20 protein-coding genes and 2 pseudogenes are annotated in these 23399 nt (G+C 57.4%); 15 read left to right on the forward strand and 7 right to left on the reverse strand.

Translation table 11 applies throughout. From position 1 onward, the window contains the following. Positions 1 to 390 precede the first annotated feature (390 nt). A complete protein-coding gene (locus tag AC6I7Z_RS16275; RefSeq protein ID WP_497814962.1) occupies positions 391 to 1410 on the forward strand; it encodes a glycosyltransferase family 32 protein in 1020 nt (339 codons plus the stop codon). On the opposite strand, the gene AC6I7Z_RS16280 is transcribed toward AC6I7Z_RS16275, so the two are convergent. Further along, on the reverse strand, positions 1384 to 2301 hold the full coding sequence (locus AC6I7Z_RS16280; protein ID WP_497814963.1) for a LysR family transcriptional regulator: 918 nt from the start codon (positions 2299 to 2301) through the stop codon (positions 1384 to 1386). The two genes, AC6I7Z_RS16275 and AC6I7Z_RS16280, sit on opposite strands and share 27 nt — an antisense overlap. A 120-nt stretch (positions 2302 to 2421) precedes the next feature. Here AC6I7Z_RS16280 and AC6I7Z_RS16285 point away from each other — a divergent pair, with 120 nt between their 5' ends. Further along, a complete protein-coding gene (locus AC6I7Z_RS16285) occupies positions 2422 to 2811 on the forward strand; it encodes a tautomerase family protein (protein WP_033749377.1) in 390 nt (129 codons plus the stop codon). 199 nt (positions 2812 to 3010) lie between these two features. Continuing rightward, entirely contained in the window at positions 3011 to 5302 is a 2292-nt protein-coding gene (gene opgB, locus AC6I7Z_RS16290; RefSeq protein ID WP_497814964.1) for a phosphatidylglycerol--membrane-oligosaccharide glycerophosphotransferase, read from the forward strand. A gap of 1 nt (position 5303) precedes the next feature. On the opposite strand, the gene AC6I7Z_RS16295 is transcribed toward opgB, so the two are convergent. Continuing rightward, complete coding sequence (locus AC6I7Z_RS16295; RefSeq protein ID WP_497814965.1) at positions 5304 to 6017, reverse strand: GNAT family N-acetyltransferase; 714 nt, start codon at positions 6015 to 6017, stop codon at positions 5304 to 5306. Between the two features lie 87 nt (positions 6018 to 6104). Here AC6I7Z_RS16295 and pdxR point away from each other — a divergent pair, with 87 nt between their 5' ends. Next, a complete protein-coding gene (pdxR, locus tag AC6I7Z_RS16300; protein ID WP_497814966.1) occupies positions 6105 to 7574 on the forward strand; it encodes a MocR-like pyridoxine biosynthesis transcription factor PdxR in 1470 nt (489 codons plus the stop codon). On the opposite strand, the gene AC6I7Z_RS16305 is transcribed toward pdxR, so the two are convergent. Beyond that, positions 7568 to 8638 carry a LacI family DNA-binding transcriptional regulator gene (locus tag AC6I7Z_RS16305; RefSeq protein WP_497814967.1) on the reverse strand — a complete coding sequence of 357 codons (1071 nt, stop codon included), beginning with the start codon at positions 8636 to 8638 and terminating at the stop codon, positions 7568 to 7570. The two genes, pdxR and AC6I7Z_RS16305, sit on opposite strands and share 7 nt — an antisense overlap. Positions 8639 to 8833: 195 nt before the next feature. Between AC6I7Z_RS16305 and AC6I7Z_RS16310 the strand changes: the two genes are divergently transcribed. The 4 genes from AC6I7Z_RS16310 (at position 8834) to AC6I7Z_RS16325 (ending at position 12450) form a co-directional block, all read left to right on the forward strand. Then, positions 8834 to 9646 (forward strand): ABC transporter substrate-binding protein, encoded by an 813-nt coding sequence (locus AC6I7Z_RS16310; RefSeq protein ID WP_048784279.1) that lies wholly within the window; start codon positions 8834 to 8836, stop codon positions 9644 to 9646. 72 nt (positions 9647 to 9718) lie between these two features. Continuing rightward, positions 9719 to 10531 carry an amino acid ABC transporter permease gene (locus AC6I7Z_RS16315; RefSeq protein WP_033793395.1) on the forward strand — a complete coding sequence of 271 codons (813 nt, stop codon included), beginning with the start codon at positions 9719 to 9721 and terminating at the stop codon, positions 10529 to 10531. After that, complete coding sequence (locus AC6I7Z_RS16320; RefSeq protein WP_048784273.1) at positions 10528 to 11301, forward strand: amino acid ABC transporter ATP-binding protein; 774 nt, start codon at positions 10528 to 10530, stop codon at positions 11299 to 11301. The genes AC6I7Z_RS16315 and AC6I7Z_RS16320 overlap by 4 nt, the downstream gene beginning before the upstream one ends. A gap of 36 nt (positions 11302 to 11337) precedes the next feature. Further along, a complete protein-coding gene (locus tag AC6I7Z_RS16325; RefSeq protein ID WP_497814968.1) occupies positions 11338 to 12450 on the forward strand; it encodes an NAD(P)/FAD-dependent oxidoreductase in 1113 nt (370 codons plus the stop codon). Positions 12451 to 12622: 172 nt separating this feature from the next. Here AC6I7Z_RS16325 and AC6I7Z_RS16330 read toward each other — a convergent pair whose 3' ends face one another. Further along, positions 12623 to 13132 carry an RcnB family protein gene (locus AC6I7Z_RS16330; RefSeq protein WP_312058731.1) on the reverse strand — a complete coding sequence of 170 codons (510 nt, stop codon included), beginning with the start codon at positions 13130 to 13132 and terminating at the stop codon, positions 12623 to 12625. Between the two features lie 661 nt (positions 13133 to 13793). Between AC6I7Z_RS16330 and AC6I7Z_RS16335 the strand changes: the two are divergent. Then, a pseudogene (locus tag AC6I7Z_RS16335) lies at positions 13794 to 14015 on the forward strand (type VI secretion system tube protein Hcp); the annotation flags it as partial. Between the two features lie 35 nt (positions 14016 to 14050). Further along, a complete protein-coding gene (locus AC6I7Z_RS16340; protein WP_497814969.1) occupies positions 14051 to 14500 on the forward strand; it encodes a hypothetical protein in 450 nt (149 codons plus the stop codon). 98 nt (positions 14501 to 14598) lie between these two features. Here the strand turns inward: AC6I7Z_RS16340 and AC6I7Z_RS16345 are convergent, their stop codons facing one another. Continuing rightward, a complete protein-coding gene (locus tag AC6I7Z_RS16345; protein WP_497814970.1) occupies positions 14599 to 15363 on the reverse strand; it encodes a CDP-diacylglycerol diphosphatase in 765 nt (254 codons plus the stop codon). A 180-nt stretch (positions 15364 to 15543) separates the two neighbouring features. Between AC6I7Z_RS16345 and AC6I7Z_RS16350 the strand changes: the two genes are divergently transcribed. Next, on the forward strand, positions 15544 to 15753 hold the full coding sequence (locus AC6I7Z_RS16350) for a hypothetical protein (RefSeq protein WP_497814971.1): 210 nt from the start codon (positions 15544 to 15546) through the stop codon (positions 15751 to 15753). Between the two features lie 62 nt (positions 15754 to 15815). Here the strand turns inward: AC6I7Z_RS16350 and AC6I7Z_RS16355 are convergent, their stop codons facing one another. Together AC6I7Z_RS16355 and AC6I7Z_RS16360 are read right to left on the reverse strand one after the other, a co-directional pair. Continuing rightward, positions 15816 to 16607, reverse strand: a complete 792-nt coding sequence (locus AC6I7Z_RS16355) for a MetQ/NlpA family ABC transporter substrate-binding protein (protein ID WP_497814972.1) — start codon at positions 16605 to 16607, stop codon at positions 15816 to 15818. Between the two features lie 9 nt (positions 16608 to 16616). Beyond that, the gene (locus tag AC6I7Z_RS16360; protein ID WP_497814973.1) at positions 16617 to 17633 is read right to left on the reverse strand and encodes an isopenicillin N synthase family dioxygenase; all 1017 of its coding nucleotides are present in this window, start codon (positions 17631 to 17633) and stop codon (positions 16617 to 16619) included. A 504-nt stretch (positions 17634 to 18137) separates the two neighbouring features. Between AC6I7Z_RS16360 and dndB the strand changes: the two genes are divergently transcribed. The 4 genes and pseudogenes from dndB (at position 18138) to dndE (ending at position 23204) form a co-directional block, all read left to right on the forward strand. Continuing rightward, the gene (gene dndB, locus AC6I7Z_RS16365; RefSeq protein WP_497814974.1) at positions 18138 to 19223 is read left to right on the forward strand and encodes a DNA sulfur modification protein DndB; all 1086 of its coding nucleotides are present in this window, start codon (positions 18138 to 18140) and stop codon (positions 19221 to 19223) included. Next, the gene (gene dndC, locus AC6I7Z_RS16370; RefSeq protein ID WP_497814975.1) at positions 19220 to 20842 is read left to right on the forward strand and encodes a DNA phosphorothioation system sulfurtransferase DndC; all 1623 of its coding nucleotides are present in this window, start codon (positions 19220 to 19222) and stop codon (positions 20840 to 20842) included. Before dndB ends, dndC begins: the two co-directional genes overlap by 4 nt. Before the next feature lies 1 nt (position 20843). Then, positions 20844 to 22845, forward strand: a pseudogene (gene dndD / locus AC6I7Z_RS16375) (DNA sulfur modification protein DndD). After that, positions 22845 to 23204 (forward strand): DNA sulfur modification protein DndE, encoded by a 360-nt coding sequence (gene dndE, locus AC6I7Z_RS16380; RefSeq protein ID WP_497814976.1) that lies wholly within the window; start codon positions 22845 to 22847, stop codon positions 23202 to 23204. The pseudogene dndD and the gene dndE overlap by 1 nt, the downstream one beginning before the upstream one ends. The last annotated feature ends 195 nt before the right edge of the window (positions 23205 to 23399 follow it).

Here is a 23399-nt window from a genome sequence, read left to right on the forward strand (position 1 = left end):
CAACTGCGCTTATGCCACCATCTCCCGATGGATACATCAGCACGGTTAATCAGGCGCCCTAACCCCCAGGCGCAATGACATAATCAGCCCGCCCCTGTTATTTCTGAAGCGGAGAGATAAAAACCAGGATTATCTTTAGCCAGGTCGATAAATAAAGAGATGAATCGTCTTATTTAAATATAAGGCAGACGGTAAGTCGATAACCGACAATATGGCCTGCCGCTTTCCGGATTATCTGAAATTCAGCAAAAGTCGTAGCGCGCATATAAATAATGCTTTATTAAACTGATGAAGGGATTTTAAACACAGTCGTGAGGAAAAGAATGCGCGCGCTGCGCTACGCCTCACCGGGGAAACCTCCGCCGCAATAATCACAATAACAGGTGCCTCATGAATCCATACCGTCAACATCCTGCACACTCTCTCTGGCGCAGCTGGAAACGCGTCTCTTTCAGCAGTCAAATGCTGTGGCAGAAAAAAAAGCACAGCGCCCTCTCCGCGCCGGAATATGATGCCAGCCAGGAGGAGAATCTGGTGATCCTCTCCGCCGAGAAAGCGCCTGCGGCGATCCCGAAAACCATCTGGATGGTCTGGCTCGACGACCAGCTGCCGCCCTCGCTGCGTCTGAATATCAATCAGCTGCGTCAGGATAATCCCGACCATACGCTGCATCTGGTGACGCAGCGCACGCTGACGCAGTGGCTGCCGGAGATGGCGTTTATCTCCGCCGATCTGACGCCGGCGCATAAAAGCGAAATTATTCGACTGGAGCTGCTGCACCGCTTCGGCGGCATCGGCATCGACTGCGGCACGCTGTTATTTGAGAAGCTCGACTGGGTGCATCAGGTTCAGCAGGATAAGCCGATGGACGTTATTGGCTATTACCGCGAAAACAGCACGCTTAATTTCCTGTCGCCGGTTATCGAAGGCTGGTTTATCGCCGCCGCGCCGGGCAACGCCTTTATTCGCGAATGGCTGAAGCAGCTGGCGCCGATTAAAAATCTCGGCGTGCAGAACTATATTAACGAGCTGAAGAAGCGCGACGACTATCCGCTTATCGTGCAGAAAATTCACCACCCGGCGCAGGCGGTGCTGTCGCTGGCGCAGCAGGTGGCGGTAAAAGAGTATCGCCGCGTCAATTTCCACTTGCGCAAAGCGGACGCCAACGCCTGGTTTTATCAGCAGCTGCACGCCGGCAACAGCGACGCGTTCGCCTGCTCGGTGCTGTTTCGTCAGCGCCCGCAAACCCCGCCGCCCATTATCCGCCTGAGCGGCGACGAGCGGCTGCACCTCGACTTTAACCTGCGCATCGGCCTCTATAACCGCGCCAGCCTGCTGGGCGAGATGATGCAGGCGCCGACGCGCCCGACGCTGGCGCTGCCCTCAGGCGTCGACAAAGCGCGCGCGTAGCCAGTGCGTAAAGGTGGTGACCGCGCGCGGCACCTGCGCGGCGTAAGGCCTGACGATCCAGAGCGTCTCCGCAAAGGCCTCTACCGCTCGCCAGCGCGGCAGCACCTGCCGCAGCGCGCCGCGGGCGAGCGCCTCGCGGGCGCTGAAGTCCGGCAGCATGGCGATGCCCAGCCCCTGTAGCGCCGCATCGCGTATCGACTCGCTGTTGTTGGTGGCGAAACTGCCCTGCACCCTCACCTGCACCCGTTCCTGCGCCGCGTCGACAAAGGTCCAGCGCGGGGTTTCCACGCCGCGCGGATAATATAAGCAGTTGTGCTGCGCCAGCTGATGCGGCGTCTGCGGCGCGCCGTGCGCCGCCAGATAGTCCGGCGAAGCCACCAGCAGCGTGCGCGTCTCGCACAGCGGCAGCGCGACGTGGCTGTCCGGCAGCGCGCTGCTGTGGCGGATCGCCAGATCGAACCCTTCGCTGCTGAGCGAGACGAGGCGATCCGTGACGTCGAGCTGTAGCCGGATATGCGGCCAGGCGCGCAGAAAATCCCCGACGATCGGCACCAGCTGCTGGCGCGCGAACGCCACCGGCGCAGTCACTCTCACCAGCCCGCGCACCGGCCCGGCGGCGTCGCGCACGCCGAAGAAGCTCTGCTCGATGCGAGCGAAAGGGTCGCGCAGCTCCTCCACCAGCTTTTCGCCCGCCGCCGTCAGCCGCACGCTGCGCGTGGTGCGCTGCACCAGCGTCACGCCCGCCGCGCTCTCCAGCTCTTTGATCTTCTGGCTCATCGCCGCCTTGCTCACCTCGAGCCGCTCCGCCGCGCGGGTAAAGCTGCCCTGCTCCGCCAGCACTAGCAGCCAGTGCAGATGGATCCAGAGCGCATCCGTTTTTATCGCTTTCATGGCTTATTGTTCGCTATATCGAATAATCATTTCAGCAGGCGCGCTTTTTCTTTCTCCGCCGACGCGCCAGGATAGAGGCATCAGCATACGTAAATTCCCCCTTCCAGAGGAGCAACAATAATGCCGCTACTGCAATTCGACGTGATCCAGGGACGTTCCGAATCTGAACTGCGCACGCTGCTGGACGCGGCGCACCGCGCGGTGCTGACCGCCTTTCAGGTGCCGGAACGCGATCGCTATCAGATTGTTCACGAAAACAAGGCTTATCAGATGGTTTTCCAGGATACCGGCCTCGGCTTTAGCCGCAGCGATAACCTGGTGATGGTGCGCGTCTACACCAGCCCGCGCAGCGCCGAACAGAAACAGCGCTTTATGGCGGAGCTGGCGCGCGAGCTGCGCGAAAGCTGCGGCGTGCAGGGTCAGGATCTGATGATTAGCTTTATTACCAACGACAAAGGCGACTGGAGCTTTGCCGACGGCGAAGCGCAATACCTTACCGGTCGGCTCTGATTTCCCGCCGTTTTTCTCCGCTATCAGCGACGACCAGCGCGGCCGTCGCCTGCTTTTCTCTCTGAAAGATTACCCACTGCACAATTCGGACGGCATATGTTGCAGCGCTATGACAGCCATTATAGATTGACGCCAGTTCCCCCTTCTTCCATGCGGGCTGCGCAGGATGCGCTCACTCACTTCAAGAGAGGATTTGACGTTGTCCGAATTTGTTTCAGTGGCGCTGTTTCTGGCGGCCATTGCCGTTTACTCGTGGAAAGCCGGCCGCCATAAACTCTGGTTTTCCTTTGTGCTGCTTCTGCTGGTGCTGTTCGTCCTGCTCAACGCCACGCTCTTCGCCAGCAACTACTTCACCGGCGACGGCATCAACGACGCGGTGCTCTATACCCTGACCAACAGCCTGACCGGCGCCGGCGTCAGTAAATATGTGGTGCCCGCGATCGGACTGCTGCTGCTGCTCTTTCTGCTGATCTGCCTGCTGAGCTGGCTGCTGCGCCGCCACGAGCGGCCGCACCATCTCGGCTGGAGTTTGCTGGCGGTAGCCTGCGCCGCCGGTTCGGTACAGACCACGCCCGCATTTCGCCAGGTCGCCAGCCTGGTCGCCTCGCATACCCGGCTGGCGGACTCCGACTTCGACAGCTACTACAAGGTGCCGCAGAAGGTCATCACTAACCCGCAGCTCAATCTGGTCTATATCTACGGCGAAAGCCTGGAGCGCACCTACTTCGATGAGCAGGTTTTCCCTGGCCTGACGCCGGAGCTGAGCCAGCAAAAGGCGCAGAGCCTGGATTTCAGCGAGACCGTGCAGCTGCCCGGCACCGACTACACCATCGCGGGCATGGTCGCCTCGCAGTGCGGCATTCCGCTGTTCGCGCCTTTCGACGGCAACGCCTCCGCCGCGCTCTCCAGCTTCTACCCGCAAAACGTCTGTCTCGGCGATATTCTGAAAAATTCCGGCTATGAGAACTGGTTTATTCAGGGCGCGGATCTGCGCTTCGCCGGTAAAGATATCTTTTTGAAATCGCACGGTTTCGATGCCGCTAATATGGTGGGCTCGCAGGAGCTGAAAGATCGCGTCGCCGATCCCGCCTACCGTAACAACTGGGGCTACTACGACGACACGGTGATGGATGAGGTGTTCGAGAAGTATGAGGCGCTGTCGCGCCAGCAGAAACGCTTCGCCCTGTTCGCGCTGACCGTGGATACGCACCATCCCGACGGCTTCGTGTCGCGCAGCTGCCAGCGCAAAAGCTACAGCTACGAGGGCAAGCCCAACCAGTCGTTCAGCGCGGTGGCCTGTTCGCAGGAGCATGTGGCGCGGCTGATCGCCCGCATCAAGGCGTCGCCTTACTTTAAAAACACCGTGATCGTGGTGACCTCGGATCATCTGGCGATGAACAACACCGCCCATCAGTATTTGATCAAGCAGCCGCGCCGCGATCTCTTTATGGTGATCCGCGGCGATCGGCCACAGGCAGAGGTGATCGATCGGCCGCGCAGCACGCTGGATAACGGCGCGACGGTGCTCGATATTCTCGGCGGCGATAAGGCGATCGGCCTTGGCCGCAGCAGCCTCGCGGGCGCGACGCTGGCGGGCCAGCTCACCGATTTTCAGAGCCATATCAGCCGCTGGAAGGCGGATATCATTCAGCTGTGGAACTTCCCGAAAAAGCTCGATCGTTTCGTTATTGATACGGCGAAAAACAGCTTCAGCTTTTCCGGCGCGACGTTCCGGCTGCCGATCCTGTTCCGCGTTGCCGAGAACCACGTCGAGCCGCTGCCGGAAGGGGAATATGCAGCGCCGCTGCGCTACCAGCTGGCGGACTTCACCGCCAGCGAGAAGTTCGTGTGGGTCGATCGCTGCTTCCGTATGGCGCGGCTGTGGCAGCCGGAGCTGGCGCTCTCCACCGACTTCTGCGTGGCGATGGGGCAGCTCGGCGGTCAGCCGAGCGTCGCGCGCATCGACAAAGCGCAGTGGAAAGGCCAGGCGCAGTTTCCGCAGACGGCGCTGAGCCCGGCGAACTACCAGCGTAATGAGTCGCTGCTGCGCGTTGAAGATAACGATATTCGCTACGACGCCGACCGCTTTCTGTTTGCCGTGCCGGGCGCGCCGGCCAGCGTGAAGCGGTTCAGCGGCATCTCGCGCTGGGAAAACTGGGGACGCTGGTCCAACGCCAACCTGGCGCCGGAGGTTAAGATTGAATATGTCGATCCGCTGCCCGCGCGCTTTGACCTGGTGATCACCGCGCGCGCCTTTGGGCCCAACGCGCACCGCCCGATTCCGGTGCGCGTCGGCGATCGGGAGCAGCTGCTGACGCTGGGCGAGGATCTCTCCACGACCACCCTGCACTTCACCAATCCGGCGGGCGATCATACGCTGACCATCGCGCCGCCGGAGCCGCAGCAGAGCAATGTGGGCAATATTACCGGCCAGGATCCGCGCCGGCTGGGCATTGGCATGGTGGATATCCGCATCGTGCCGCAGAGCTAACTCAGGGGCGCTGGCGCAGCGCCTCCAGCGTTTCGCGCTGTTGGCCGTCAGCCCCGAAGTTATCTGCCGCCAGCCAGCGCGCGAAGCCCTGCTTCACCTGCGGCCACTCGCTGTCGATGATTGAGAACCAGTGGGTATCGCGCGTGCGGCCGCGATAGACGATCGCCTGACGGAACGCCCCCTCATACTGAAAACCGAGCCGGGCGGCGGCGCGGCGCGAGGGCGCGTTCAGGCTGTCGCACTTCCACTCGTAGCGGCGGTAGCCGAGCTGTTCGAAGGCGTAGCGCATCAGCAGAAAGTGCGCCTCGGTCGCCTGGCGCGTGCGCTTCAGCAGCGGCGAAAAGGCGACATGCCCGACTTCGATTACGCCGTGCTCCGGCGCGATGCGCATCAGCGCCAGCGTGCCGACCGCCCGCCCGCTCTCAAGATCGATCACCGCGAAGTGCAGCGGATCGCGGCTGCTTTCCATCTGATGCGCATAGCTGAGCCATTCCGCCTCATCGGCAAAGGGACCGGCGAATAGATAGGTCCAGTCGCGGCCATCCTGCGCCAGTTGATAGGCGGCGCGCAGCGCGTCGCCGTGCTGCGCCACGCTTAACGGCTCAAGACGACAGTAGCGGCCCTCCAGCGTTTCGCGCTGCGGCAGCGGACGCGGCTGCCAGTCCGTTAAAGGGTGGCCGACCGGCTGGCCATACTCATTGGTGGTGTGCGACATAGCATCTCCTTATTGTGGTCACCTGAGCGTGCCGCTTTTCTGGTAGGCTAAAAAGCTCCACGGCCTGAGAGAATGATGGATCCACGCATGCCCGACGCCCGCCCGACCTCGCCCGTCCAGCTGCTCTCCGCCCCGCTCGCGCTGCGCGGCGGTGAGACCCTGCAGCAGCAGCTCTGCCAGCGCGTAAAGCGCGCGATTCTCGCGGGCCAGCTTCCCGCGGGCACGCGCCTGCCTGCCACGCGCCAGCTGGCGCAGGATCTTCAGGTGTCGCGCAATACGGTGATTAACGCCTGGACGCAGCTGCAGGCGGAAGGCTACCTGATTAGCGATCGCCAGGGCAGCCGCGTCAGCCCGATTGCGCTGCCCGCGCCGGTCGCCGTCGACGTCGTCAGCCAGGCGCCGGTGGCCGAGCGCGTGGCGATGCTGCGATCCGGCCATCGCTACAGCAGCGAAGAGATGCCGCTGCGTGCCGGGGTGCCCGCGCTGACGCACTTTCCCTTTGCCGCGTGGCGACGCGCCCTTAACCGCGTGCTGAACGACACGCCACAGCGCCTGCTGGGCTATGGCGATCCGCTGGGCGAGATGGCGCTGCGCGAAGCGCTGGCGCAGCATCTCAGCCTGACGCGCGGCGTGCGCTGCCAGCCACAGCAGATTGTCATCACCGAGGGCGCGCAGCAGGCGCTGTCGCTCTGCGTCACCCTGCTCAGCAACCCTGGCGATCTCGGCTGGGTAGAAGATCCCGGCTATCGCGGCGCGAAAGCGGCCATGCTGGCGGGCAACCTGCGCGTGCAGGCGGTGGCGGTGGACGAGCAGGGGTTAGCGCCTGACGATCGGCTGTGGCAGAGCGCTCCGCCGCGCCTGATCTTCTGCTCGCCGACCCACCAGTACCCGACCGGCGCGGTAATGAGCGCGGCGCGCAGGCTGGCGCTGCTCGCCCAGGCGCAGGCGCATCAGGCGTGGATTATCGAGGATGACTACGACGGCGATTTTCGCTACGTCGGCGAGCCGATCGGCGCGATGCAGGGCATGACGCCCGGCGCGCCGGTGATCTATATCGGCTCCTTCAGCAAGACGCTGTTTCCGGCGCTGCGGCTGGGGTTTATGGTGCTGCCCGCCACGCTGGCGACGCCGCTACGTCCGGCGCTGCACGAGCTGCTGCGCGGCGGCAATCGCCTGGAGCAGCAGGCGCTGGCCGCCTTTATCGCCAGCGGCGACTTCATGCGGCATCTCAGCAAGATGCGTCGGCTTTACCGGCAGCGGCAGCAGACGCTGCGGCAGGCGCTGCAGGAGACGCTGGGCGAGCAGGTTCCGCTGCTGGGCGGCGAATGCGGCATGCATCTGGTGCTGCGGCTGGCGGACGAGATCGACGACGTCGCGCTGGCGGCGCAGCTGTGGCAGGCGGGCTACGCGCCCGCCGCGCTCTCCAGCTACTGCGCGGAAGAGACGCCGCAGCGCGGGCTGGTGCTGGGCTACGGCAACACCAGCGGCGCGCAGCTTAAGGCGGGCGTGCGGCAGATTGGTCGGCTGCTGGCGCGGGCGCCGCGCAGCAGCTACTGAGCGGGCGCGGCGATGGAGTGCCGCAGGATAAGCTCGGCGCCGAAAGCGGGCAGCGGTCCGACGCGCTCGCCGCGAATATCGGCGATCAAACGGCGCGCCGCTTCACGGCCCATCTCATAGACCGGCTGCGCCACCACCGTCAGCGGCGGCGCGACGATTTCGCTCCAGGGAAAGTTGTCGTACATGATAAAGGAGAGATCCTGCGGAATGCGCAGCCCGCGCTGCGCCACGGCGCGCAGCAGCGACATGGCGACCAGGCTGTCCGAGGCGATAATCGCGGTCGGCGGCGCGGCGCGCTGCCACAGCGACTCGACGATGCGCGCAATCTGCGCGTCGTCGCCGGCGTTCGCCTGGATCAGCGACGTATCGTAGTGCCGACCGGCCGCCGCAAAAGCGTCCATGATGCCGCCGACGCGCTGCGCCACCGGCGTCAGGCCAAAATCCGCGGCGTCGCGGTAGGCGCCCTCCAGCTCCATGCTGGTGATATAGGCGATGCGCTCGTGCCCAGCTGCCAGCAGCCGCTGCGTCGCCTCCCGCGCCACGGCGCTGAAATCGCAGCAGATCGCCTCAACATCGAGGCCAATGACCGCGCGATCGAACAGCCGGAGCGCGCGTCCCTCTTCCAGCACCTGTAGCAGATGACCATTTTTTTCGCGCGCCGAGTGGCTGGGCGCGACGATGATGCCGTCAACCCGCTTCTCCAGCATCACGCGCACCGCATCCTGTTCGGCCTGCAGTTTCTCGTCGCTGTTGCCCAGCAGCAGATGAAAGCCCGCCTGACGCGCCACGTCGGCCATGCCGCGCAGCGCCAGGCCAAAGTGCGGGTTCTCGATATCGCCGACAATCACGCCGATGGTGTTGGAGCGGCCGGTGTTCATGGTGCGCGCTACCTCGTTGGGCCGGTAGCCGAGCGCCGCCGCCGCCTGGTTAACCCGCGTCTGGACCTCTTCACTGACGGCGCCGTAGCCGCCGAGCGCCCTGGCCGCCTGCGCCTTCGATACGCTGGCCGCCCTGGCGACGTCGGCAACGGTGGGCGCTTTAATGCGTGCTTTCTGGTTGGTCATAATTAATTCGAATCACAGGTTGATGACAGAGAGATTGACGTCGAAAAAAGGCTGTGCTTAAACTCATTGTATCGCCTTGAGACCGGTCTCACAACAACTGTTCTCTTGTCGTTACCTGCGTTGAGACCGGTCTCAAAACACTATTATTACCGGCTCAACTGTCTCTGATGTTTAACCTGCAAAAACGGATGAGCTATGAAATCGCCAATTCACCTGAGCGCCCTGTGCGGCGCCGCAATCGCACTCTGTTCGTTCTCCTTCAGTACGCTGGCGGCCAGCAGCGACAACCCCTACGGCCTGCTGGAGCCTGGCCACCTGCGCATCGCCAGCGTGGGCGACTCCAAACCCTATACCTTCACCGACGCCAGCGGCCAGTTCACCGGCTTCGACGTGGAGTTCTTTAAAAACGTGGCGCACCGCATGGGCATCGATCAGGTCGATTTCGTCGGACAGGATTTCTCCGCCATCCTGCCCGCCGTCGCCAACGGTCAGTTCGATGCCGCCGTCGCCGCCATCGGCATTACTCCGGCGCGCGAAAAGACCGTGGATTTCTCTACCGGCTATCTGGCGGGCTACCTGACGGTGCTGACGCGCAGCGACAGCGGCGTGAAGAACGTCGAGACGCTGGCGAAGCGTCGCCTTGGGGTGATTCAGGGCACGCTGCAGGAGAGCTACGCGGCGCAGCATTTCACCCAGACCGACCTGGTGCGCTTTCCCGACAATAACGCCGCCGTCTCGGCGCTCAACAACGGCACGCTGGACGCCGTCTTTCTCGACTACGAAGCCGCCAAAAGCTACGCCGAGCGCTTCAAGCTGATCTCCGCCGCCGATATTCCGTCGTTCGACGCTCCGGCGGGCGTCGCCATCGCCAAAAACAAACCGGCGTTCAAGGCCGCGCTCGACAGCGCCATCAAGGCCGCCATGCAGGACGGCACCTGGAAACAGCTCTATCAGAAGTGGTTTCCCGGCTCGCCGATGCCAAAGCAGTATCTGCCTGGCGGACAGTAGTGCGTGAGCGCTAAGCGTTCAGCTTTTTACCGGTGACGGCGCGCCCGTCACGCGTACCCGTGGAGTACGGCGATGGATCTTCTGACAATGCTTTCCCGCACCTTCTTTGACTTCGCCTCAATGAAGGAAGTCCTGCCGCAGCTGCTGGCAACCGGGCTGGTCAATACCCTGATCATCTCGATCGCCTCGACGCTGCTCGGCACGCTGTTCGGCCTGCTGCTGGCGCTGATGGGCATTTCGCCGTCGCGCTGGCTGCGGCTGCCGGCGCGCATCTACACCGATCTGTTTCGCGGCCTGCCGTCGATTCTGACCATTCTGCTGATTGGCCAGGGCCTGGCGCGCTTCAGCTACCAGCTGTTCGGCCCGACGCCCTATCCGCTCGGCATCTTCGCCCTTAGCCTGATCGCCAGCGCCTATATGGGCGAGATTTTTCGCGCCGGCATTCAGAGCGTCGAGCGCGGACAGATGGAGGCGTGCCGCGCGCTCGGCATGAGCTACGGCCGCGCCATGCGCCAGGTGGTGATCCCGCAGGGCATCCGCCGCGTGCTGCCCGCCATCGTTAACCAGTTTATCGCCATTATCAAAGACTCCTCGCTGGTCTATCTGCTCGGCCTGATGACCGGCCAGCGCGAGCTGTTCCGCGTCGGTCAGGACGCGGCGGTGCTCAGCGGCAACCTGTCGCCGCTGATGCTGGCCGGGCTGTTCTACCTGATCATCACCGTGCCGCTGACCCACGCGGTGAACGTGATCGACGTGCGCTATCGCACCGGCCGCCGACGCCTCACCGCGCCGCAGAGCGGCCTGAAAGAAGTCGAAGAAGTGCAAAAGCGCCCCGCGGGCGCGCTGGCCGCACAACCCTTAACCGGCAATCGGGGGCAATCATGAGCGTTGCAATGAAACTGAGCGAGCCGCCCGCCGCGGCGAGCTGGAAAGGGTCGAGCCTGGAGCTGCGCGATTTGTCGCTCTCCTATGGGCCGATCGACGTGCTGCGCGGCGTGTCGCTGCGTATCGCGCCCGGCAGCACCACCTGCATTATCGGGCCGTCCGGCTCCGGCAAATCGACGCTGCTGCGCGGCATCAACCGCCTGCATGAGCCGAAATCGGGCGACGTGCTGCTGGCGGGACGCTCGGTGCTGCAGGACAAGCCCGACGCCCTGCGGCTGCGCATCGGCATGGTGTTTCAGCACTTCAACCTGTTTCCCGACCACAGCGCGCTGGAGAACGTGGCGCTGGCGCCCTGGAAGGTGAAAGGCCTGCCGAAGGCGCAGGCGATGGCGATTGCGCGCCAGCGGCTTGAGGAGGTGGGCTTAGGCCAGCGCGCCGATCACCGTCCGCGCGATCTCTCCGGCGGCCAGCAGCAGCGCGTGGCGATCGCCCGCGCGCTGGCGATGGATCCCGAGGTGATGCTGTTTGACGAGGCGACGTCGGCGCTCGATCCCGAGCTGGTGAAAGGGGTGCTGACGCTGATGGCCGATCTCTGTCGGCGCGGCATGACCATGGTGGTGGTGACCCATGAGATGGGCTTCGCGCGCAAGGTCGCCGATCAGGTGGTGTTTATGGATGAAGGCGAGATTGTCGAAGCGGGCCCGCCCGCCGCGCTGTTTGACGCGCCGCAGTCGCCGCGCCTGCAACGTTTTCTGTCGGAAGTGCTGTAGGCCCTTCCCCTTTCGAACTGAACAAGGAACTGAATCATGGCATTAGAAGATCTGCGTCGCGTAGTGGTACTGGGCGGCGGCGCGCTGGGCGTCTCCAGCGCGCTGCATCTGGCGAAACGCGGTGCGGCGGTCACGCTGGTGACCGAGGCGGAACTCTGCTCCGGCGCCTCCGGCCGCTCGCTCTCCTGGCTTAACTCGGCGGGCGAGCGCTCTCTGCCCTATCACGCGCTGCGCATGGCGGGCATCGATCGCTACCGCACGCTGTTCGCCGCCGATCCGACGCGCGACTGGCTGCGCTTCGACGGCGGCCTGTTCTGGGCGGCGGACGACCTGAGCGGCACGCGCGCGCGTCATGCTTATGAGAAGGCGCACGGCTACGACTCGCAGCTGGTGACGCGCAGCAGCCTGGCGCAGGCCGACGCGCAGGTTGAAGGCGCGGCGCTGGCGCAGGAGGCGATCTTTAATCCTGGCGAAGGCTGGGTCAGTTTGCCGCACCTGGTGGCATATCTGGCGCAGCAGCTGCGCGCGCTGGGCGGCGAGATCGTTGAGCACGCCGGAAAATGCGCGGTGCTGCGCGACGGCCCGCGCGCCAGCGGCGTCAGGCTGGCGAGCGGGGACCAGCTGCGCGCCGACGCGGTGCTGGTCGCCTGCGGCCCGGCAACGCCCGACGTGGTCGCGCCGCTCGGCGTCACCATCCCCAATGGCTCGCCCGTGTCGATGCTGGTGATCACCGAGCCGGGCGCGCACGGGCTGAAGGCGGTGCTGAACACGCCGCGCGCGGCGGTGCGCCCCAATCCGGGCAACACGTTCGCGCTGGATCACGACTGGTATGAAGAGGATATTCAGCAGCAGGCCGACGGCAGCTATGTCATTGACGAAAGCGTGGTGGCGCAGCTCGCCGCCGAAGCGAGCCAGTTAGTGAAAGGCGAGCCGCTGCGCGCCGCCAGCTGGAAGCTGGGGTTAAAACCGATCCCCGGCGACGGCGAGCCGGTATTCGGCGAGCTGGAGAGCGTGCCCGGCTGCTTTGTCGCCTTTACCCACTCCGGCGCCACCCTGGCGCTGATTGCGGGCGAGCTGCTGGCGGAGGAGATCGTGACCGGCGAGAAGCAGCCGATGCTGGCGAGCTTCCGACCGGAACGGTTCGCATAAAAAAAGCCGGTCGCGTGACCGGCTTTATCCAACTGACAATATCCACAAGCAGGTGAGATGGCTCGAAGAGCAAAGCGTCCCGCGACAAGGATGTCGCGGGTCGAGCTGGCAGGGATGCCGTTTTTGCGTCTTTGCGATCGAGCCTTCTCACCTGCGAGCACGGCTCGCGCGCTTAGCCGCGATAGTAGATATCGCCAGACTCCGCCTTCAGGATTTTACCCACGTCGTTGGTGATCAGCAGGTAGTTGCCGCCGATATAGGTCCAGTGGCTGCCGGTTTCCGGCGCGGGCAGGTTACGCTTCTGCCACTCGACGATGTTGTAGGATTTGTCGAGATACTGCTGCGGCACGCTGTCGCCGATTTTGTAATCTTTGTAGTCGATGATGATGCGGTTCAGATCGTAGTTCGACTGCGCCTGCGGGCTGCCGGCGTTAGCATCCGGCGCGGGAGACGGCGTGCTGCCCGCTTCCGGCTCTTCGGCGTTCGGTCCCAGCGGCGGCTGGCCGCTGCTGTCGGTGGTGTCGCCCTGCTGCGGCTGCGCATCGGCAGGCGCCTGCTGCTGAACCTGCGGCGGCGGCGGAACGGTATCGGCGGCTTCGCCTTCAGCCTGTGCGGCGGGAACAAGGCTCAGCGAGCCAAACAGTAAACCCGCTAAAAAGAGTGCGTTCTGAGTCCTGCGCATAGAGTTTTCCACGTTGATTGATTTTGTTAAGAGTAGATCAGGATAAAGACAATCTGTACAGCCTGTCAGTTCCGCAGCAAAGCAGGTAAATGTAAAGAAAGGCGTCACTGCTGGCGTTCCGCCCTGAGGTCGGGCACGATCTTCATCGCCTCGCTGACGGCGAAATCCATCGTGATGCTGGGCTTCCACCGCATCACCAGCATCTGGCTCAGCGCCAGATTGCCGACTTATACATTAATCGCTTCGACGCCGCGCCAGGCGCATTACCAGCTGCGGCTACGACGGGAGATCGAATAGCGAAACGGGATGCTCGTCCGCAGCGCGTAGTCCCATCCCTTTATAATGCGCTCCAAAAGTTGACGGCAGGCTGCTCAGGACAGATGCTTTACTTGCCGCTTATTCACCAGTGACAATATTTTGGTGATAAAGGCTTTGTTAAGGCTATCGCTAAATTTTTCCATTCGAAAAAAAGCTAATTATTAATTAGCTAATGATTATATTTACACGTAAACCTTTTAAATTTCGATGTAATATATTTTGGACTGAATAACACTTTAGCCACAGCACGGCCAACAGATTATGCACTTTTGATACCGATCAATAATTACTCCCTTTTTTAAGCGTAGGGTCAATGCTCTTTTAATGAAAAGGAGTTCTTATTATGGCTATCCCTGCTTATTTATGGCTGAAAGATGATGGCGGCGCAGATATTAAAGGTTCGGTGGATGTACAAGATCGGGAAGGCAGTATAGAAGTTCTTAGCTTTATGCATGGCTTAGGTATTCCCTCAGATCCCCATACTGGAAAACTGACCGGCACGCGTATCCATAGCGCGCTTGAGTTTGAACAGGAGTTTGATTCTTCCAGCGCCTGTCTTTATAAATTTTACTAATTGCGAGATCGTAAGGCTGTCGTCATATGAAAAAACTATTCCTTCTGGTTTTAACTTTCATCAGCTTTAGCACTTTATCCTCTGTAAAACCGGAACAATGCATACCAGTTAAAAACCATGTGGGCATAGCGACGCTTTTTACTATGGTAGAGGATTTTGATATCCCAATTGCTCAAGTAGACCGGAGCAAAACCAAAGCAGAGATACTCTATACAGAACCGGTAAATCATGAGCTTGCAATAATTTATGGTAAAAAAGAGAGAATCCTTAGTGGCGGAGAAATGAGTGAAGACAAAACCACCGCAGAGCAATACGCAGAAGGATTTATGTGGAACAACGCTAAAAATATAATAGTGAAATATAATTTTTATAATCATCAGGGAAAGGAGAATATTTTAATTATCTCGGCATTCGTCAGTGATACCGACTGCGCGGTGCGCTGGAATGGATACGTGGTGGTGAAGCGAGAGTTTTAATCGCTGCCAGACACAAATCCCTGTGACAGTATTCACGATCCTACTAACGCAATCTGCCTTTAATTTTTCTGGCGCTAGTTAGCATTGAAGACGCTTGATTAACCTTCTCCGCCGGCGGCATAAACAGCCGGCGGAGCCGTAAGTATCTCGCAGCGCTTATCCAGTAAAGACTCCACCGAGGCGCGGTTGCCCTTATCCCAGCCGCGCCGCGTGGTCAGCAGGATAAATCCTTTCTCTCCCGAGAAAGTCGTGGGTATCAGAGCCACGCCATACTCCGCCAGCTGCGGCGGCGACAGCTGAAAATGGCGCGCCACCGAGGCGATGGGATAGATGCCCATCGCCGCTGGCTGCATCACGCGGCGGGCATAGTAAGTATGGTTCAGCAAGCGATCGGGCAACGACCGCCACTGCTCATCAATATAAGGTCGCTCCGCCTGCAGCTGGCGACGCACGTCTTCGCGAAGACAGGTGAGATGAATATGCAGCTGATTCTGGCTGCGTCCCCAGGCGGAGTTAATCGCCATGCCCAGTTTGTCCTCAGGAACGTCGGCGCCATAAGCCGCCATCAGGCGGTAGCGCATCAGCCAGGCATAGCCGAAGTAGTCGGTGCGGCCCGCGCGCGACAGCGCGATGCTCTCGATACCGGACATCGCCAGGTTCGGCACCAGGATAAAATGATAGGGATAGCGCGGATTCTGCAGGATGCTGAAGCCTTGCTCTTTGCTCTGCGGCTGATAGATCTGCTGGCAGGGCGCCGGGTCGCGCCGGTATTGGTAGTGGGTCATGCAGAGATCCTGCGTCACCATCCATAGCGCGTCGGAGCGCGCGCAGCCGCCCAGCAAGAGCGCCAGGGCAGCGAGCATCCATCCTCGAAAAAACCTTAATCGCATAGAGTCAGCCGTGATTGTGGGTGGCGCTACGTTTGGCGTTGCGCTTCCTGATAATATTAGCGAGAAATGATGTAAAACGAAGCGCCGATCGGAGCGGCGACCGCCCTTTCGCTCTCCGGCGGCTTCCTGATTTTTATTCGGGGAAAAGGATTTATGAAAAAGCTTCTTGTGGCGACGCTGGTTGCCTGCGGCTTATCCGCCTGTAGTTACGATAACGGGTCGGCGACCAGAGCGCCGGATAACACCCGGCGCGCGATGCCGGATATTTTCCAGCCGATGACGCCCTCGCAGCAGCGGGCGGTGATGTCTGGCGAGCGGCCCGACTGGACAGAGACGCCGCCGGTCAGGATCCCGCGTCATTAAAAGGCGGCGGACGGCACAGCGGGATGCGGCGCGCGGCCCCATCCCGTTTTGCCGCATCAGGATTACGGATTTACCGGGATCACCGAGCCGTGATACTGCTGCTCAATAAACTTCGCCACCTGCGGCGAGGCGAGATCTTTCGCCAGCTCCTTAATGCGCGGATCGTTCGCCAGCTTCGGCGTGGTCACCAGCACGTTGGCGTAAGGATTGCCCTGCGCCTTCTCCAGCGCCAGCGCGTCCTTCGACGGCGTCAGGCCCGCCTGCAGCGCGTAGTTGCCGTTGATCACCGCGAACTGCACGTCATCCAGCGCGCGCGGCAGCTGCGGCGACTCGATCTCGACGATCTTCAGGTGATGCGGGTTGCTGTCGATATCCGCCGGCGTCGCCAGGTTGTTGATGGCGTCGTTCTTGCCCGCCTTCAGGGTAATCAGTCCGTTCGCCTGCAGCAGATAGAGCGCGCGGCTCAGGTTGGTGACGTTGTTCGGCACCGCTACCTGCGCGCCGTCCGGGATATCTTTCAGGGATTTCACTTTGCGCGAGTAGAGCCCCAGCGGCTCGATATGCACCGTCGCCGCCACGTCGAACTTCTCGCCCAGCGCCTTCTCCTGATCGCGCAGATAAGGCACGTGCTGGAAGTAGTTGGCGTCGACGTCGCCGCGCGCCAGCAGCTCGTTGGCGTTGAGGTTGCCGTTGAGTTCGATCACCTGCAGATCAAGACTGGGATCGATCTTCTTCACGTAGTTGAGGATCTCGCTGTGCGGCACAGGATCCGCCGCCACGCGCAGCACCGCCGCCGAACTGGCGCCCGAGAAGAGCGCCGCCAGCGCCAGAGTCGCTACCATCTTCTTTTTCATGCAATGTCCTTATGAAAGTGTCTTGAGATAATCGCCGTAATAGAGCTGGGCTACATCGCGGTGCGAGCGTAAACGTCCTTTAAGGTAGTTCCAGCCCACGTCGCGGATCAGCGGATTGGCGGGATCGCTGGTCGGCCCCAGCGCTTCCGCCGCCAGCGCGTCGGGCAGCTGGTAGATCGGTACCTGAGTGTCGAGCTGCGCGCCGAGGAAAAAGGCGATGGAGATGCGCTCCTGCCCTTCTGGCGGTGAGAGCACGCGGTGTACGGTGGCGCGCAGATAGCCGTTGGTCGCCAGCTCCAGCAGCTCGCCGATATTCACCACGAACGCGCCCGGCTTCGGCGCGGCATCGACCCAGTTATCCGGCGTCACTTCCACCTGTAGCCCGCGCTGCTCGTCCTGCAGCAGGAAGGTGAGAAAGCCGGAGTCTTTATGCGCGCCGACGCCCTGCTGGCTTTCCCCGGCGCTCTGTCCGGGATAGCGGATCAGCTTGACATGCTCGTTGGGATAGCGGCCGTAGAGCGCGTCGAAGGCGTCCTCCGGAAGCGACAGCGAACGGGCGAAGGCGCGCAGCAGGCGCAGCGCGACGGCGGTCATCTCCTGCTGCCAGGCGTTGATCACCGGACGCAGCTGCGGCAGCGCCTCCGGCCAGAGGTTCGGTCCCTGCAGGCGCTTCCACGCCGCATCGTCAGGTTGCAGCAGCAGCGGCTCGCGATCCGCGCCGATATCAAACTGCTCGCGCTGGTCTCGTTGCTCGCGGGTGTACTCCACCCCCGCCAGGTTGTAGCCGCGGAAGTGCGGCGAGTGGATCATCGAGACGCGCAGCTTCTCTTCTTGCGGCAGATCGAAAAAGGCGCGCGTAATGCTCTGCACGTTCTGCTGCAGCTGCGGGTTGATGCCGTGATTGATGAGGTAGAAAAAGCCCACGTCGCGCGCGCTTTCGCGCAGGCGGGTTAAAAAGTCGGTTTGTTCGGTTTCGCTGCCGGCGAGTTGCGCCAGATCCAGCACCGGTAAGCTTGTCCAGGTCATTGTGCGTTTTCCAGAAAGGATGCCCGGATTTACCCTCGCACTAATAAAACGCATCGGGAAATAGTGAAGGGTTATATGTTATCGCAAGGGGTTTTTAGAAGAAGTTGGGGAAAGGGTATGCGGGAAAGGGATTAGGAGAAATTTAACACGATACAAAATTGCCTTATTTACATTGACACTGAGGTTTTCCACCTGAGAACATCGCTTCCAAATTACAGGCTTATGATTAACTCGCACTCATCCATTTGATTAATATAGGTAAATTTTAATATTTTAAGATGCCAGTTACGCATTTTTTGCTTTACTTTAGGTATTGGTGCTTTTTGCGAGGGTTCAAAACTGTATATAACCTTTGAATTTGAAGGATTTTTTGCATTTTCTAGAAAGAATTAACTTCAAAATGGAACCTAGTACGCAAATTTTCACGTCAAAAGGCTGTAAATCCGCACAGGTATTACGTAAAATATCACGTATCTTTTGAATGAAATTTTCACGGATTACATTATGGCTAGTATTGATGCGGACTACTGCTACTCGTTCCCGGCTATACGTGGCATTCAGGCGGGGCGCCCTTTTTATATCGCTACCTGCCCAATGCGCATCATCCCTAAGATATTCAGTTTTGATGAAAATGACGTTCCTCCAGAGCTACGTGCACAGCGTACCTTGAACAAATCGCGTATACCAGAAATGGTAAGGTACTTGCTTGAAAACCCTAAAGATTATGTTTTCTCTGCATTAACAGCTTCCATCGCGGTTGACGTTCAGTTTGATGAGTTTCCTGGGTCTAACAATCTGGGAACACTATCCGTTCCGATGGATGCACAGATCTTGATCAACGATGGTCAGCATCGTCGTAAGGCGATTGAAGATGCTTTGGATGCTCGTCCGGAACTTGGGCAGGATAACATTCCAGTCCTGTTTTTTGTTGATGAGGGATTAAAACGCAGTCAGCAAATGTTTGCCGATCTGAACAAATACGCAATACGTCCTAGTCCTTCACTGTCATCACTCTACGATCACCGTGATGCTAGCTCTAGTCTGGCGCGTTATCTGGCTATGTCTGTTGAACCGTTTATCGGAATGACTGAGCTTGAAAAATCAGGTATCAGCCAACGTTCCAATAAATTATTTACTTTGAGTAGCATCAAGCAGGCAACTCGTGCACTACTGGGTAAAGATCCCAAAGAAGAAAATTTTGAAGAGTGCACTCAACTCGCAGCAAATTACTGGAAAGCTATTTTTAACGTCATGCCAGACTGGCAGCTAGCCGCTAAAAAAGAGGTGTCACCTGTTCAGCTACGCCAGGATTACGTGCATGCTCACGGTATTGCTTTGCAGGCGCTCGGACAACTAGGGCATTGCCTGCTGGCAAACTATCCTGAGCACTGGCCAGAGAAAATCGCTGCCCTCAAAACCTTTAACTGGCGCAGAAACAATCCAGATCTGATAAAGCGCGCAATGCAGCACGGTAAGCTGAGTAAAACCAGTTCGGCAATCCAACTTACGTGCAATGCATTAAAGACCGCACTTTCAATTCCCCTCACTCCTGAAGAACAGGAGCTTGAAACTCAAATGGTTACCTTATGAGTAAATTAGTTCAGGCCTTCGATCTGGCTGAATATGAAGATTTTATTAATCAGGAACAGTTCGCTGGGCGTCCTTTAGCCGAATATGTTGCTGAAGTACAAAGAATTTACTGCGCAGATAAACGTCCGTGGGTAATTGGCTACAGTGGAGGGAAAGATTCTTCCGCAGTGATCACGCTGGTGTATCTGGCATTACTCGGCTTACCCCCGGCAATGCGCAGTAAAGATGTTTTTTTGGTCTCGTCCGATACGTTGGTTGAAACTCCAGTAGTTGTAGATTTGATTAAGAAAACAATGCTTCAGATCGAGGCGGGTGCAAAGCGTAACGGCCTGCCAATAACTCAACATGCAGTAACGCCCAAAACCAACGAAACCTTCTGGGTAAATTTGCTTGGGAAAGGTTATCCAGCTCCAACGCGTAGCTTCCGTTGGTGTACTGAACGCATGAAGATCAACCCGGTTAGTGACTTTATTAAAGATAAGGTCAGCCAGTTTGACGAAGTCATTGTGGTTCTCGGTTCACGTAGCAGCGAAAGTGCCTCCCGTGCTCAAGTAATTGCAAAACACAAAATCGATGGCTCGCGCCTGGCCCGGCATACCACGCTAGCAAACGCATTTATCTATACCCCTATTGATACATGGGATGTAGAAGACGTCTGGAAGCTACTGCGCGGCGCGTTCCGCTATGCTCCTGAAGATATCAACGAGTGGGAAAGCCCGTGGGGCGGAAACAACCGCCCTCTATGGACGCTTTATATGGATTCCTCTGCACAAGGTGAATGCCCACTTGTTATCGATGAAAGTACCCCATCATGCGGGAATTCTCGTTTTGGCTGCTGGACTTGTACAGTAGTCACTAAAGATAAAGCGATGGAAAGTCTGATTAAAAGTGGAGAAGAATGGATGTCTCCGCTGTTGAAATATCGCGACCTGTTAGCCTTTACCACCGATCCGGTAAATAAAGACACTTATCGTAATTATAAACGTCGTACAGGCAAAGTGAGCTATCAGTACGCTAAAGAAAGTGATGAACCAGGCGCTGAGCGTAAACATGTTCCAGGTCCTTACTGGCTAAAATACCGTCAGGAGTGGTTGAGAGAGTTGTTGAAGATTGAGCGTGATTTGAATGCTCAAGGTCATACTATTACGTTGATTACCGAGCCGGAGCTACATGCGATCCGTCAGGAGTGGCTGAAAGATCCTAATGAACCAGACTGGTATGACACTCTGCCTGGTATTTACCGTGAAGTGTATCAGCGGGATTTAGACTGGGTGGTTGACGATCAGTCCCGCTTTGATGCCAGTGATGCAGACTTACTTGTGCAAATAGCACAGGGATTTAATGTTGTTCCTGAAATGGTAATGAAACTCATTGAGCTGGAAGTCTCAATGGAAGGATTAAGTCGTCGTCAGGGGATCTTTGAAAAACTCGGCACAATTTTAAAACAGGACTGGGGCACTCTGGAAGAAATTCAGCAACAACAAATAACACTACAAAAACGCAACGAACGGGACATCCATCAGGAAGAAATTACAAAGTTGGAAACTGAACTTCAAGTTTTACAGCGCAGGATCGTTGATGCCAGTGAATCCTCGGTGTTTATTGGGGAGGAGAAGTAGCATGCTTATCAAACAACTGGTACTGAATAATTTTAGAGTCTTCAATGGTACTCATACCATTGATCTGGCTCCAAGACAGCGCCCCCGCGATTCGAATCCTAGGCCGATTGTTCTGTTCGGCGGTTTAAACGGTGCAGGAAAAACATCGATCCTGTCGGCAATTCGTTTAGCACTGTATGGTCGACTGGCATTTGGTCTAGCAACGCAACAGCAGGATTATATTGAGCAACTTAGTTCCTTGATTCATAAAGGAGCGAGCTATACTGAGCCACGGGAAGAAGCTTCTGTCGAGCTAACCTTTACCTATAATAAGGGAGGTCATGAAGCGGAATTCACTGTTACCCGAACTTGGAAAAAGGGCAAGAAAGATCGTCTTTCACTACAACAGGATGGGCAACCACTTAATGAGTTGGATTACGATCAGTGCCAAGGGTTTCTGAATGAATTAATTCCACATGGCATTGCCGATCTCTTCTTTTTTGACGGCGAGAAAATTGCAGAAACTGGCGGAAGATGAATCCGGCAATATTCTGCGTACTGCTGTGCGCCGTTTATTAGGTCTGGATCTGATATCCAAACTGCGTAATGACTTAATGATTTTTGTTAAGCGCCAGCAATCAAGCCAGTTATCGGATACTCAGCAACAGCAGATTGAAGAGCTTGAAAAACAAAGTAAGGAATTAGCCTGCCAGACAGAAGCATTACTGGAAAGCGCCGATTTTGCCAAAACGCGGATGGATTTTCTTTCTAAAGATATAATCCGTTATGAAGGCCTGCTAAATGCTCAGGGTGGCGCGTTTGCCCAGACTAAAGCGCAGGAAAAGCAGAAAGTTGACACACTTTTAAAAGATAAAGAAAATCTGGAAAAAGCATTGAGGCAAGAATGTGATGGCTCGCTACCTTATGCGCTTGCGCCCAATATTTTGTCTCGTTTGCTACAAAAAATTGCCGATGAAACGCAGATTAAACAAGCGAAAAGCTTTGAAAAAGAGCTGAGCCAGTTTTTAACCCAACTCAGAAATGATATTGCATTTCGTTCAGCAGGCACTGGTAAAATAGCCGCTGAAGCGATTACTGATAATCTACAAGATTACATGGCAACAAAACCCAAAGGCGATTTGCTCTTTGATATCTCTGAGCGTGAAGCGGGTATGCTTCAACAGTCCATAGAGATAGACAGTAAGAGAGCATGGCAGCGTTTTGAGCTTTATCGCACGCAGTTATCTGAGATTGAAAAGCAGTTAGAACAAGCAGCTGCTAATATTGCCCGTGCCCCTGAAGATGATCAGCTGATGGATCTTTTTGAGAAATTACGTGATCTGGATAGGCAGCGTGAAGCCCAATTGCAGAAATATCGGTCATTGCTGGAAGATGCTAAGCGCATTAAACAGCAGCAGTTGGATTGTGTTCGTCAAATACAAAAAGCGCATGATGCCGCTCGTTATCAGCACAGTTACAGTAGTGCATTTCAGAATGCCCAAGAAACGATAAATTTACTCGATCGTTACAGTGATGTATTAACACAGGCTCGAGTTAAAACGCTGTCTACAAACTTTGAGCTTGCTTACCGTAAATTGGCTCGTAAAGAGGATTTACAACTTAGCGCACATATCAATCCTCAAACGTTTGATGTGGAGTTGATTGATGAGAATGGCTCAGTAATTAACCGTAAGTTACTTTCTGCTGGTGAAAAGCAGATTTATGCCATTGCTATTCTTGAGGCGCTGGCGAAAACCTCTGGTCGTAATTTACCGGTGATCATTGATACACCCTTGGGACGTCTGGACTCTCAGCATCGGGATAAATTGATTAACCACTACTTCCCTGAAGCCAGCCATCAGGTTGTTTTGCTCTCCACTGATACTGAAGTAGATGAGCGTTATTTTGTTGATCAGTTGCGTGATGATATCTCTCATGCTTATGAAATTGTTTTTAATGCGCATACTAAATCATCGACGCTGAAACCTGGATATTTCTGGGAATTAACTAAGGAGGCAATCTGATGCTCCCGAATCGAATGGTGCTTAGTCGTCAGACTGAAGAGCAGCTTAAAAAATTGAAAGGATATACAGGGATTACGCCCAATGTCGCTGCTCGACTGGCATTTTTCCGTTCGGTAGAGAGCGAGTTCCGTTATTCGCCTGAGCGGGATACCAGGAAGCTGGATGGCTCGCTGGTACTGGATAAAATTACGTGGCTGGGGGAGACATTACAGACTACAGAATTGGTATTGAAGATGCTTTATCCACAGATGACGCAGAAGGATATGATTAAAGCCTGGGCAGCACATGTTGAGGATGGGATTGCGGGGTTAAGAAACTATCGCTCGGTAAAAGATTTTGTATATGGAGTATACAAATAATGGAAAATAATAAGTCGATATTCACCCCATCTTTGCTAACAAAGCATGAAAATGGCACACTAACAACGGTAATCTGTATTAGTCGCGACTTGATCTGAAATATGGTAATCCCCCCGAAAAATCGATGCAGGCATAAGTAGAATTTTCTCCTAACCTGAATGCAGGGGGGATTACCAGTGCATATAACAACATCAA

The organism is Pantoea sp. X-Soil-MYKO-1289, from assembly GCF_059730625.1.

Coding starts and splice junctions, on each gene's coding strand:
- AC6I7Z_RS16285 (WP_033749377.1), top strand. CDS start 2,422: ATGCCGCTACTGCAATTCGACGTGATCCAGGGACGTTCCGAATCTGAA.
- AC6I7Z_RS16320 (WP_048784273.1), top strand. CDS start 10,528: ATGAGCGTTGCAATGAAACTGAGCGAGCCGCCCGCCGCGGCGAGCTGG.
- AC6I7Z_RS16305 (WP_497814967.1), bottom strand. CDS start 8,638: ATGACCAACCAGAAAGCACGCATTAAAGCGCCCACCGTTGCCGACGTC.
- dndE (WP_497814976.1), top strand. CDS start 22,845: ATGCTCCCGAATCGAATGGTGCTTAGTCGTCAGACTGAAGAGCAGCTT.
- AC6I7Z_RS16310 (WP_048784279.1), top strand. CDS start 8,834: ATGAAATCGCCAATTCACCTGAGCGCCCTGTGCGGCGCCGCAATCGCA.
- AC6I7Z_RS16355 (WP_497814972.1), bottom strand. CDS start 16,607: ATGAAAAAGAAGATGGTAGCGACTCTGGCGCTGGCGGCGCTCTTCTCG.
- dndC (WP_497814975.1), top strand. CDS start 19,220: ATGAGTAAATTAGTTCAGGCCTTCGATCTGGCTGAATATGAAGATTTT.
- AC6I7Z_RS16350 (WP_497814971.1), top strand. CDS start 15,544: ATGAAAAAGCTTCTTGTGGCGACGCTGGTTGCCTGCGGCTTATCCGCC.
- AC6I7Z_RS16340 (WP_497814969.1), top strand. CDS start 14,051: ATGAAAAAACTATTCCTTCTGGTTTTAACTTTCATCAGCTTTAGCACT.
- AC6I7Z_RS16345 (WP_497814970.1), bottom strand. CDS start 15,363: ATGCTCGCTGCCCTGGCGCTCTTGCTGGGCGGCTGCGCGCGCTCCGAC.
- pdxR (WP_497814966.1), top strand. CDS start 6,105: ATGCCCGACGCCCGCCCGACCTCGCCCGTCCAGCTGCTCTCCGCCCCG.
- AC6I7Z_RS16275 (WP_497814962.1), top strand. CDS start 391: ATGAATCCATACCGTCAACATCCTGCACACTCTCTCTGGCGCAGCTGG.
- AC6I7Z_RS16280 (WP_497814963.1), bottom strand. CDS start 2,301: ATGAAAGCGATAAAAACGGATGCGCTCTGGATCCATCTGCACTGGCTG.
- AC6I7Z_RS16330 (WP_312058731.1), bottom strand. CDS start 13,132: ATGCGCAGGACTCAGAACGCACTCTTTTTAGCGGGTTTACTGTTTGGC.
- dndB (WP_497814974.1), top strand. CDS start 18,138: ATGGCTAGTATTGATGCGGACTACTGCTACTCGTTCCCGGCTATACGT.
- AC6I7Z_RS16295 (WP_497814965.1), bottom strand. CDS start 6,017: ATGTCGCACACCACCAATGAGTATGGCCAGCCGGTCGGCCACCCTTTA.
- AC6I7Z_RS16360 (WP_497814973.1), bottom strand. CDS start 17,633: ATGACCTGGACAAGCTTACCGGTGCTGGATCTGGCGCAACTCGCCGGC.
- AC6I7Z_RS16315 (WP_033793395.1), top strand. CDS start 9,719: ATGGATCTTCTGACAATGCTTTCCCGCACCTTCTTTGACTTCGCCTCA.
- AC6I7Z_RS16325 (WP_497814968.1), top strand. CDS start 11,338: ATGGCATTAGAAGATCTGCGTCGCGTAGTGGTACTGGGCGGCGGCGCG.